6 protein-coding genes are annotated in these 12,123 nt (G+C 52.0%); all 6 read left to right on the forward strand.

What is annotated here, in order from left to right; translation table 11 throughout:
- The first annotated feature begins 104 nt into the window (after nucleotides 1-104).
- The 6 genes from BMW93_RS32130 (at nucleotide 105) to BMW93_RS32155 (ending at nucleotide 12,073) form a co-directional block, all read left to right on the forward strand.
- Nucleotides 105-3,605: a TonB-dependent receptor gene (locus BMW93_RS32130; RefSeq protein ID WP_229241060.1), complete on the forward strand. Its 3,501-nt coding sequence runs from the start codon at nucleotides 105-107 to the stop codon at nucleotides 3,603-3,605.
- A gap of 17 nt (nucleotides 3,606-3,622) precedes the next feature.
- Nucleotides 3,623-5,542: a RagB/SusD family nutrient uptake outer membrane protein gene (locus BMW93_RS32135; RefSeq protein ID WP_090386394.1), complete on the forward strand. Its 1,920-nt coding sequence runs from the start codon at nucleotides 3,623-3,625 to the stop codon at nucleotides 5,540-5,542.
- 27 nt (nucleotides 5,543-5,569) lie between these two features.
- The gene (locus tag BMW93_RS32140) at nucleotides 5,570-6,271 is read left to right on the forward strand and encodes a DUF3823 domain-containing protein (protein ID WP_229241062.1); all 702 of its coding nucleotides are present in this window, start codon (nucleotides 5,570-5,572) and stop codon (nucleotides 6,269-6,271) included.
- Between the two features lie 50 nt (nucleotides 6,272-6,321).
- Nucleotides 6,322-9,879 carry a PVC-type heme-binding CxxCH protein gene (locus tag BMW93_RS32145; RefSeq protein WP_090386396.1) on the forward strand — a complete coding sequence of 1,186 codons (3,558 nt, stop codon included), beginning with the start codon at nucleotides 6,322-6,324 and terminating at the stop codon, nucleotides 9,877-9,879.
- A gap of 37 nt (nucleotides 9,880-9,916) precedes the next feature.
- Complete coding sequence (locus BMW93_RS32150; protein WP_090386398.1) at nucleotides 9,917-10,648, forward strand: ThuA domain-containing protein; 732 nt, start codon at nucleotides 9,917-9,919, stop codon at nucleotides 10,646-10,648.
- A 306-nt stretch (nucleotides 10,649-10,954) separates the two neighbouring features.
- Nucleotides 10,955-12,073, forward strand: coding sequence for a Gfo/Idh/MocA family protein (locus tag BMW93_RS32155; protein WP_090386399.1), 1,119 nt, complete (start codon nucleotides 10,955-10,957; stop codon nucleotides 12,071-12,073).
- Nucleotides 12,074-12,123: the final 50 nt, after the last annotated feature.

Genomic DNA, 12,123 nt, shown 5'->3' on the forward strand with positions numbered 1-12,123 from the left:
TTCCCCAACAGTAACGGACATTACTGCACATCCATTTGGACGATGGATGAGCCGGGGAAGATTTCGTTGAATAATCTCCTTAAACAACAAATTCATTCAAAAATATGAAAAAAGTTCGACGACCTGAAGACTTTCTCATCAAGCTCATGCGAATCACATTAATGCAATGTATCCTGGCTGGCCTGTTCGCGGGCATTACGTGGGCGAACGACGGGAGGGCTCAATCCGCATTGAGCCAGAAGGTTACCGTTGATATTCAGAACGAGGAGATCAAAACGATCTTTTCGCAGCTGGAAAAGCAGACCAATGCAAAGTTCATATTCAGCTCAAAATTGATCCAATCTGAACGCAGGGCTTCGATTAGGGTTAAAAACGGCTCATTATCGGCCGTTCTGGACGCCTTACTGAAACCGCTGGAATTGCATTACAAGATTAAGAACGATCTGATCGTGATCAAACCGGATCATTCTGCGGAAACCGCCGAACCGGTTTCGGAAGAAATCCCGGTGGTGGAAGTCAGTTCTGCTGTCGTGGATAAGGCCATTGCGGGTGTAGTGAAAGACGAAACCGGTGCCGGCTTACCGGGTGTGAGTGTTGTATTAAAAGGTACACAGACGGGTACATTGACAGACGAAAAAGGAAAATATTCAATCACCGTTCCAAATGGTGAGCATATGCTGATATTCTCGTTTGTAGGGTTCCTGTCGCAGGAAGTGACGGTGCCATCCGGTCAGAGCGCATTGGATATTACGCTCAAAGTGGATAACAAAGCATTGGAAGAAGTGGTTGTGGTAGGTTATGGTACGCAAAGAAAAGAATCGCTGACCGGCGCGATCGCGACGGTTACCAGCAAAGACATTGAGCGTGTACACGGAGGTTCGACAGTGAGCTCGGGCCTGGCGGGGAAAATCCCTGGCGTCACCTTCCGGATGCCCGACGGACGCCCCGGCGCGAGCGCCAACATTCAGATCCGCAACATGGGTAACCCACTGTTTGTGATCGATGGCATCCAGCAGGATGCAGGCCAGTTCAACAACATTTCTCCCAATGATATCGAGAGCATTTCGGTGCTAAAAGACGCTTCTGCGGCTATTTATGGCGTTCGCGCGGCAAATGGGGTAGTGGTTGTGACGACCAAACGCGGTAAAATGGGTGCTAAAAACACGGTAAGCCTCGACGCCTACACCGGCTGGCAGAACTGGTCGCGCTTCCCGGATGTCGTGAATGATTCGTACCAATGGATGCTCGGAAAAGCGGAGGCGGAAATGAACCAGTACGGCAAGACGTCGATCACGCAGGCGGAACTGGAAAAATACCGCGCCGGTACCGAGCGTGGTTACCAAACATTCAACTGGAAAGATTTTATTATCAAGAAAAATGCCCCGCTGAGCTCTGTAAACCTCAATATGACGGGTGGTTCGGATAAAATCAACTATTACATCTCGGCAACGCGCCTGAGCCAGAACTCCGTGCTCGGCCGGGAATTTACATTCGACCGGACCAACATCCAGAGTAACATCGACGCCAAGATTACCGACCGCCTCAAACTGGGCGTGCAGATCAACGGCCGCATCGAGAAGCGCGACCAACCCGGTATTCCCGGCTCGGACGACTACTGGCTCCCGCGTTTCGCGATCCTGCGTAACCGCCCGTTCGAGCGCCCGTACGCGAACGATAACCCTGAGTATTTGAACGATATCAAGCACAACGAAACCAACTGGGCTTACAACAACAAGAAGCTGGGTGGTTACTGGACCGAGTACTGGCGTGTTTTGCAAACCAATTTCTCGGCCGAATACCAGATCCCTGGTGTCAAAGGTTTGAGCGCAAGGGGGATGTATTCATACTACATTGCCGACCGGGTGATGAATGGCCATGAGTATACTTATAAGGCCTACACCTACAATCCGAACGACGATACTTACACCGTAACCGGCGGTTCCACCAACCCCTGGCGCGAGCGCGGTACCAAGAAGGTCATGCGCAATGTATACCAGGGCCAGCTTGCCTACAACAACACTTTCGGCAAGCATACCATCGGCGCGACATTCGTTTCGGAGTGGCAGGACGAGCAGGTGCAGGAGCAGTGGGTACATGCCGTTCCCAAAACGAACGTGCTGCCATTGATATACTTCCCAACCATGGATACGTATAACGACAGCGACACGGAGCTGGCACGTATAGGGTATATCGGTAGGGTTAATTATGACTACGCCGGCAAGTATTACGTTGAAGTTTCGGCCCGTCGCGACGCTTCGTGGAAGTTCGCACCGGACCGCCGCGTAGGCTGGTTCCCGTCGGCTTCGGCAGGTTGGAGAATTTCGGAAGAAGAATTTTTCAAAAAGGTAATAGGCGAGCGCAGTATCCTGGATGACCTGAAATTCAGAGGCTCGTATGGTATCCTCGGGGATGATAATATCCTTTTCGATAATGATCCGAACCGCCCGCTCAGCCCATATGCTTACTTGCCAGGTTACGATTACAATAAAGGAAACGTGATCTTGAGCGGCAATCCGGTAGTGACGTCGAGGGACAAAGGTCAGATTATCAATACCATTTCGTGGTTCAAAAGTAAAATCCTCGACATTGGTGCCGACTTCTCGTTCCTCGGAACCAAAATCACCGGTAGCGTAGATTACTTCTACCGCCTGCGCACGGGCTTGCTCGGTCGGAAGTACGACATCCTCGTGCCCAGCGAACTCGGTTACTCGCTGCCTGACGAAAACGTGAACAGCGATTCGCAACGCGGTTGGGAAGGTGCATTGACTTACAATGGCAAAGCCGGTAACATCAACTATTCCGTGGGCGGTAACGTATCGTTTTCACGCACGAGGTTCAATGAATCCTATAAGCCGATTTTTAACAACTCGTGGGACCGTTTCCGCAATTCGAAAGAAGATCGTTATACCAACATTTTCTGGGGATATGAGTCCATCGGCCAGTTCCAGTCGGCACAGCAGATCGCGGAGTACCCCGTTAATATCGATGGCCAGGGCAACCGCACATTGTTGCCGGGTGATTTGATTTACAAAGACATTAATGGCGATAACGTCATCAATGGCCTCGACGAAAGACCGATCGGCTACAATGCAACCGGACAGCCTAATGTAAACTTTGGGTTGAACTTCTCGGTAAGCTGGAAAGGTATCGGTTTCAACGCCGACTTCTCAGGTGGCTCCATGTATTCCTGGAACCAGAACTACGAGCAGCGCTGGCCATACCAGAACGAAGGCGCATTGAATAGCATTTTTCTCGACAGATGGCGCCGCGCCGATCCGTTTGACGTGAACAGTGAATGGATCCCGGGCAAATACCCCGCATTGCGCTACAACGACGGAGGCCATAGCAACTACAAAAACTCGACATTCTGGGTGCACAACGTGAAGTACATCCGTGCACGGACCATCGAGTTGAGCTATTCGCTGCCAAAGTCAATTTTGGAGAAAATCCGCTTGCAGCGTGCGCGGTTCTACATCAACGGCTACAACCTGTTCTCGATCGATAATGTGAAAGAGTACGGCATCGACCCTGAAATCGAGAACGATAACGGGTTGCAGTTCCCACAGAACAAGTTTGTGAACATAGGCATCAACCTATCTATTTAAACCGATTGGATTCCAACATGAAAAAGATATTTCAAATATTATCGATTGCCGTATTGACATTGGGTTGGAGCTGTAACGACGACGATTTCCTGAACCGTCCGCCGACCGGCCAGCTTTCGGAAGAGCAGATCTGGACGGATGAGGGCCAGGTGCTTTCGGTATTGGGCGATCTGTACAACCGCTACGTCGATCAATCTACATTCAAAACGATCCGGGTCGGGGACGTGGATGTTCCCGGATGGACAACGGTGGGAGAATTCAATGAAGCCTTCTGGTCGGAAGCAGGCAGGTATAACAATTTCCAGAACAGCGGCTGGGGCTTCGGTTCATGGGCGCATTGGGATTATGCCTACATCCGCGAAATGAACCTGTTTATTCAGAAATGTACTGCCGCTGAAAAGCTCAGCCCGGCCGTTCGCGAGCGTTACCTGGCCGAGGCACGTTTCCTGCGTGCGTCCTATTATTTTGAGTTGGTGAAAAGAATGGGCGGTGTGCCGTTGATCCTCGAACCGATGGTGTACGATTACAGCGGCGATCCGAGCTACTTGCAACATCCGCGTGCGAAAGAGTCGGAAATCTATGATTTTATCATCAAAGAGGCCGAGGAAATTAAAGACAAACTGCCGGCGACACCGGGCGAAAAATCGCGTGCTACCCAGGCTGCTGCGCTGGCAATGGAGGTGAGAGCGGCCCTTTATGCGGGTTCGATTGCCAAATACGGGACTAATACACCCGCAGTTTCATTGCCCGGCGGCGAGGTAGGCATTCCGGCGACGATGGCAAACGGTTATTATACCAAAGCATTAACAGCCGCCAAGGAAATCATTTCCGGCAAGGCGGGTACCTATGCATTGTATACCAAAAAGCCGGACCTGGCTGAAAACTTCGCCAGCATTTTTTATGATAAGGCTAATAATTCGGAAGTCATTTTTGTAGAGGATTTCAAACTGCAAAGCGGAAAGGTGCATTATTTCACCGGGTGGAACCAGCCGCGTTATGGTGCAGAGGAAGAGGAAGGAGGGCGCATTAACCCTTCACTGCAATTTGTCGAAGCATTTGAGAAGCTGGACAACACCTTCGCGCCGATCCCAACCACCAATGCAAACGGAACGCCGATTTACTACAACGACCAAACCGACATTTTCGCAGGCCGCGATGCCCGCCTTGCCGGAACGGTGATCTTGCCCGGTACCACATTCAAAAGCCGCAAAGTAGATATCTGGGCAGGTTATCAGCTCGGTAACGGCACGATCATCAGCGGCGACGACCGCGGTGCCCAAAAAACGCTTCCCGGTAAAACGGTACCCGAGCAGGTTGTAGGCTTCGATGGCCCGATCGACGGATTTGAATTCACCGCGCAAACCGGTTTTTACCTCCGCAAATACCTCGACCCGGTACTCGGCTCCGGCCAGCGCGGGGTGAACAGCGAAGTGTGGCTCGTCCGCTACCGGTACGCCGAAGTGCTCCTGAATGCAGCAGAAGCCGCATTTGAACTGGGGCAGGCAGCAGAAGCGGCAGGTTACATGAATCAGGTACGCGCCCGTGCAGGACTGGTAACGCCTTTGAAAGCCTCCGAACTTAATTTCGACCGCTTCGTGCATGAGCGTCGCGTGGAGTTTGCATTCGAAGGTCATCTTTTATATGATATGAAAAGATGGCGCATCGCCCACCTCATCCAGGACGGCAATGCGATCACCGCAGCGGAAGTTTCGAAAGACCTGGGTAAAGCTACCAAACGCAACACGCAGCCATGGGGATTGTGGTCCTACAAAATCTACGATCCGGGCTCGGCTAATAATGGTAAATGGATCTTCAAGCAGGTAAAACTCAGCCGCGTCACCGGCGCCGACCGCTTCCAGCTTGGAAATTACTATTCGTACATCGACGACGCCATTATCAGCAATAACCCCAAGCTCGTCAGAAATCCGAACCAATAGACCATCACATTCAAACGATACGATATCATGAAGATCAGATTTCATATTATGCCGCTTGTCGCGATGGTTGCGCTCCTGTCGGCTTGCGAAAAGGACAATTATACCGAACCCAAATCGACGCTTTCCGGCCAGATTGTGTACAAAGGTGAGCCGATAGGCGTCGAAGAAGGGCAGGTGCGTATGCAACTTTGGCAACCCGGCTTCGGTAAACTTGCCGCCATCGACGCGCCGATCGCGCAGGATGGTTCCTATTCGGCACTTTTGTTTGACGGAAATTACAAACTGGTTTTTCCGAGAAACCGCGGTCCGTTCAAAACCGTTGTGAAAGACGCTGCTGCAAAAGACACGCTGTTTGTGAGCGTTTCGGGAAACCAGACACTCGACGTGGAGGTAATGCCTTACTACATGATCCGTACGCCGCAGTTCTCCGGTGGCGAGAGCAAGGTAAATGCTTCGATCAAACTCGAAAAAATCCTGACCGGTACCGAGGGTAAAGATATCGAAAGGGTCTCCTTGTATGTAAACAAAACCGATTTCGTGGCGCGCGCTACCAACGTGGCTGTGACGGACATTGCCGGGGCCGACATCAAAGACCTGAATGCGATCAACCTCACAGCCACGGTACCTACGCTTTCGCCTGCCCAGAACTACGTGTTCGCGCGGGTTGGTGTGAAGATCAAAGATGTGGAGGACATGGTTTTCTCGCCGGTCCAGAAAGTCAATTTGTAAGGATTGATTCCAATACTAAAACCGAAACTTTTCTTTAAAAACCAATTTGAATGAGGAATTACATTGCACTTCTGCTTGTCGGGCTCATGGCGCTGGCATGTGCAAAGAGTAAAACGGCGGGGACGACCGTCGGGGCATCGGCCGTGAAGGCCGGTGCTTCCAAAGGCCGCAGGGCCGAAGTATTGTTCCTGGGGCACAACAGCAAGCACCACGATTCGGGCAAGTATGCGCCCTGGTTGTCGATCAAGCTGTTTAAAAGCGGCATTAATATGTCGTACACGACCAATCCGAACGATATTAATCCTGAAAACCTGGCGAAGTACGACGGACTGATCATCTACGCCAACCATGATTCGCTCGCGCCGTCGCAGGAAAGCGCTATGAAAGCATTCGTCGAAGGCGGAAAGGGGCTTATCCCGATCCACTCGGCTTCGGGCTGTTTCAGGAACTCTGCATGGTATATCAAAACCATAGGCGGCCAGTTCGCTTCCCACAAAACAGGCTCATTCAAAAATACTATTCTAAAACCGGAACACCAGGTCATGAAAGGCATTACCGACTTTCAGACCTGGGATGAAACTTACGTTCACAAAAACCTGAACCCCGACAAAACCGTCCTGGGTGAGCGCGTCGAGGGCCGCCCGGAGGGCGACGTACACGAGCCTTACACATGGGTGCGCAACGAGGGCAAAGGCCGCGTGTTTTACACCGCCTATGGTCACGAGGATAGCACCTGGACCAACAAAGGGTTCCTGGACCTGGTCAGAAATGGTGTGCTATGGGCCGTGGGCGACCAGGTGCAAGCGCAAATCGCCGCATTGAACCTGCCCGATGTCGATATTTACAACTCCGACACTATTTCGCATTACACGAAACGGCACGTCGTGCCGAAAATGCAGGAATCGCTTTCGCCAGCCGAATCCAACAAGCTGACGCAGATCCCGCCGGACTTTGAAATACAGCTGTTTGCATCCGAACCCGATATTACCAACCCGATTGCCATGTCGTGGGACGAGCGCGGACGCCTCTGGGTGGTCGAGTCCGTGGATTATCCCAACACATTTAAAGAAACCGACGGCGCGTCCAACGACCGCATTAAAATTTGCGAGGATACCAATGGTGACGGCAAGGCAGACAAATTCACCGTTTTCGCCGATAAGTTAAATATCCCTACCAGCATGGTCTTTTCCAATGGCGGCGTGATCGTCTCCATGGCACCGGATTTCGTGTTTCTGAAAGACACCAACGGCGACGACGTGGCGGATGTGCGCGACGTGATCATGACGGGCTGGGGTAAAAACGATACCCACGCGGGGCCATCAAACCTCCAATATGGTTTTGATAACAAAATCTGGGGCGTACTGGGCTTTTCTGCATTCAACGGGGCGATTAATGGAAAGAAAACGAGCTTCTCGCAGGGGCTTTATCATTTCAAACCGGACGGAAAAGAGTTTGAATACCTGGGCAGCAGCAGTAACAACACCTGGGGCCTGGGCTTCACCGAGGATAACAATGTTTTCCTCTCCACCGCCAACAACACACACAGCGCATTCTTTTCCATGCCGGGGCGACTCATGCAACGCACTTTGGGTGAAGAGCAGCCATCCGTACAGGCCATTCAGAAGATCGACGGCCATTACGATGCGCACGCTGTAACACCCAATTTGCGGCAGGTCGATGTCGTAGGAGGTTTCACTTCCGCCGCCGGCCACCATTTTTACACAGCCAGAAATTATCCGAAGGAATACTGGAACCGCGTCGCATTAGTGACCGAACCGACTATCCGTTTGATACACAAAGCCATTCTGGAACCGGATGGTGCCGGTTTCAAGGAAAAGGATGGCTGGAACTTCATGGCCAGCTCCGACGAATGGTTCGGCCCGGTACAAGCAGAAGTTGGTCCCGACGGCGCGGTATGGGTGGCCGATTGGTATAACTTCATTATCCAGCACAATGTATTCGTACCCGCACAATCGCCTTCGAAGTTCATTCTGCCGTTTGAAGAACAGCCACATGGCCCCGGTAATGCATTCAGCAGCCCGATGCGCGACCTGAACCACGGTCGCATTTACCGGATCGTTTACAAAAACGGCAAAAAGCCGGCGGCGTTGAAACTCTCCAAAGACGACTTGCCGGGACTGTTGGCCGCATTGGAAAACGACAATATGTTCTGGCGCATGACCGCACAGCGCTTGCTCGTGGAATCGAAGAAATTGTCGGTATTGCCGGATCTGTACAAAATCATCAATAACCCGAAAGTCGATGAAATAGGCTTGAATAGTCCGGCGGTACACGCATTGTGGACATTGCACGGCCTGGGAGCGCTCGATGGCTCGAACGCGGAGGCATTGCAAGTGGCGAGCAAAGCATTGACCCATCCCGCGGCGGGTGTGCGCAAAGCGGCCGCCAGCGTGTTGCCTAAACAGGCGCAGAGTTTTGAAATACTCGAAAAGGGGATGAAGGATGCGAATCTGAATACCCGTCTGAGCGTATTCGTAGCCATTACTGAGTTGCCCGCTTCCGAAAAAGCAGGAGCCGCCATTTACCAGGCTTCCCTCGACGAGCAGAATGCCAAAGATCCGTGGCTTTCGCGGGCTATTCTCGCCGCAGCCATCCAGCATGAAAAGGGCTTCCTGGCAGCGGCCGGTAAGCAGTCGCAGCCATCTGCATTGACCACGCAGGTTACTGAGGCATTGAACAAAGAAATTTATCCACTAGGACGAAGAAATACGTTGCAATTCCCGCCGGACGTTTCCGGCAAGGAAATCACCATCCGCGCTAGCATTACCAAAGGCCGCGACCGCGCATTGCAGGGCTTCATCGCGGGCCAGGGCGGCAAAGACGGCGGTTACGCATTGTACATCCAGGACGGCAAGCTGATCATGGCCGTAAAACAGCATGGCATGATGACCAAGGTTGCGACAACGGAGCCGTTACCCGACAAATTCGACGTAGTGGCAAGTCTCACGCAGGGAGGGAACATTCGCATAGAAATTGACGGGAAAGAGGCCGCTACCGGCAAAGCGCATATGCTTTTCAATGCGCCATTGAGCAACTCGGTGCGTTCCGGCGAGGATATGGAAGGGGAAGACAGGATCGGAGAATACGAAGGCCGCTTCGGGTTTGTGGGTAATTTCCAAAAAGCAGCCCTCGAACTGAACCGTCCGAATGAGGGTGGCGGCCATGCAGCTGCTTCCGCGAAAACTGCTTCCGGGACGACCGCTTCCAATGCGACGGTAATCGAGCTGAAAGTGGAAAAGGAGATTATGCAGTATGATAAAAAACTGATTACCGCGAAGGCGGGCCAGAAAGTGGTGATTAACCTTGAAAACCCGGATGGAATGCAGCATAACCTGCTGATCATCAAACCGGGCACGTTGCAGAAAGTAGGTAAGGCCGCGGACGAGCTTCTTACTAATCCGAAAGCGGCTGAAATGCAATATGTTCCCAAGATCCCGGAAGTGTTGTTTTCGACAAGATTAGTTAATTCGGGGGAAACGGTAACATTGGAATTCACAGTACCCAACGAGCCCGGCGACTACCCGTACGTGTGCACATTCCCCGGCCACTGGCGCGGTATGAACGGTATCCTGCGGGTGACGAAGTGATCGATTTTATAAACGCTTAACCTATAATACTCAGAAAATGGCCCGTACAAATTTGAAAACCATTGCCTCATTATTGCTTCTGTTAGCCATGATTGCCCATCATGTGATGGCGGAAAATCCCGGAAAGAAAAAGGCGATCCGCGTGCTGCTCGTAGGCGGCGGCGCCTCGCACGACTTCGACCGGTGGTATAAGCAGGAAGATGTCCAAACGCTCCAAAAAGGTGGTCTGGCAACGGTAGAATACACGAGCGACCCGTCGGCCATTCTGAGCAAGCTGAAAGACATCGACGTGCTCTACCTCTCGAACAACCAGCCCATCGCCGACAAGGCCACGCGGGAAGCCATTTTCGCATTTGTGGATGCGGGAAAAGGCCTCGTGCTGGCGCATCCCGCCCTTTGGTACAACTGGGCCGACTGGCCGGAATACAACCAGAAGCTCGTGGGCGGCGGCTCGAAAGGGCATGATAAATACGGACCGTTTGAAGTGACGATCACCCAAAAGCACCCGGTAACCAAGGACGTACCCGCGACCTTCAAGTTGGATGATGAGTTGTATTATTTCAAACCCGATGCGGCGGGAACTCCGATCGAAGTGCTCGCGACAGCCAAAGCGGAGACTTCGGACAAAGTGTTCCCAAGCATTTTCATTGTGAAGTATCCGAAAGGGAGGATCGTAGGCATTGCATTGGGGCATGATGCCAAGTCGCATACCATTGAGCCTTATCAGACTATTTTGAGAAATGCCATATCATGGGCATCGGGGCAATAAATGATATTAATTTTTTCTCAAAGAAGCTCTTTATCAACTCTGTCCGTCGGTTAAAACCGACGGCAAGGGGATCGAGAGATGATCATAAATATGCGGCAATTGGGGCCAATGATCAAAATCAATCCCCATGATCCATTGCCCCGGGTTTTAACCCGGGGATTAAGATAGATGGAGATAGAAACAGAGATAGATTAAGATAGAAACAGAGATATAGAAAAAAAAACAGAGCCATCGGCTCGACAAACAAGCAAATCAATCCATTTCTTAACCCCCGGTTTCAACCCGGGGGCTTTAAACAAAATAACAATGAGCGACAAGCAAATCACAGTAGTTATCGTGGGTATGGGTTTCGGGAAAGAGTTTATCCCTATCTATCAAAGCCACCCGAATATCAAGGCGGTGGGGATCTGCACCCGCAGCAAACAAACCCGCGACGAGCTGACTGCCAAGTTCAATCTCGACACTAACCTCGTTTTCGAGCATTTCGAAGACGTTCCAAAGCGCGACGACGTGGACGCAATACACGTGGTAACCCCCGTACCCGACCACGCACGCATGACCCTCGCGTCCCTCAACGCCAACAAGCACACCGCCTGCACGATCCCGATGGCGATGACGGTAGAAGATTGCAAGGCCATTGTAGAAGCCAAACGCCGTTCGGGCAAGGTGTACATGATGATGGAAACCGCATTGTATACCCGCGAATTTCTCTACGGCCTGAACCTCGCGCAAACCGGCCAGCTGGGTCGCATTCAGTTCGTGCGCGGCTCGCATATTCAGGATATGAGCATGGAAGGATGGGGCGAATACTGGAAGGGCTACCCGCCGATGCTGAATGGCACGCACGCCATTTCCCCGCTTTTGAAAATCAATAATACCATCGCAGAAACCGTGGTTTGCCACGGCTCAGGCCGTTTGAGCGACGACCTCGCAAGCCGTTACGGATCTCCATTTGCTGTTGAGACGGCTACATTCACATTGAAGGGTACCGACGTAGTGGCCGAAGCGACCCGTTCGCTGTTCGACGTGGTGCGCCAGTACCGCGAGAGCTACGATGTATATGGTACTAAAATGTCATTCGAATGGGAGCAGTTGCAGGATGAGGAGCACATCATATTCGATGGTGGTGAAAACGCTTCGCGCATTAATGTGCCCGATACCGACGAGCTGCTCATCGAACCGATCAAACATTTCACCAAGCGCGAGAAGATCGACGATCCGAACCACGTGTCGTTCCTTCAAGGCGCGGGCCACGGCGGTTCGCACCCGCATTTGGTGCAGGAATTCGTAGCGGCGATCGTGGAAGGCCGCGATTCCGCAGTGGACGCGGCGTTGGCCGCTAACTACACCTGCGCGGGTATCTGCGCGCACGAGTCGGCCATGAAGGGCGGGATTCGTGTGAACGTGCCGAGTTTTGAAGAATAATTTATGCTAATAAAAAAGCCAGGCCTCAAAACCTGGCTTTTTGCTAAAAC

Source organism: Dyadobacter sp. SG02, from assembly GCF_900109045.1.
Lineage (GTDB): Bacteria > Bacteroidota > Bacteroidia > Cytophagales > Spirosomataceae > Dyadobacter.

Bases quoted from the DNA above. Each gene is read 5' to 3' on its own strand.
- BMW93_RS32140 (WP_229241062.1), top strand. From the start codon at position 5,570: ATGAAGATCAGATTTCATATTATGCCGCTTGTCGCGATGGTTGCGCTC.
- BMW93_RS32150 (WP_090386398.1), top strand. From the start codon at position 9,917: ATGGCCCGTACAAATTTGAAAACCATTGCCTCATTATTGCTTCTGTTA.
- BMW93_RS32135 (WP_090386394.1), top strand. From the start codon at position 3,623: ATGAAAAAGATATTTCAAATATTATCGATTGCCGTATTGACATTGGGT.
- BMW93_RS32145 (WP_090386396.1), top strand. From the start codon at position 6,322: ATGAGGAATTACATTGCACTTCTGCTTGTCGGGCTCATGGCGCTGGCA.
- BMW93_RS32155 (WP_090386399.1), top strand. From the start codon at position 10,955: ATGAGCGACAAGCAAATCACAGTAGTTATCGTGGGTATGGGTTTCGGG.
- BMW93_RS32130 (WP_229241060.1), top strand. From the start codon at position 105: ATGAAAAAAGTTCGACGACCTGAAGACTTTCTCATCAAGCTCATGCGA.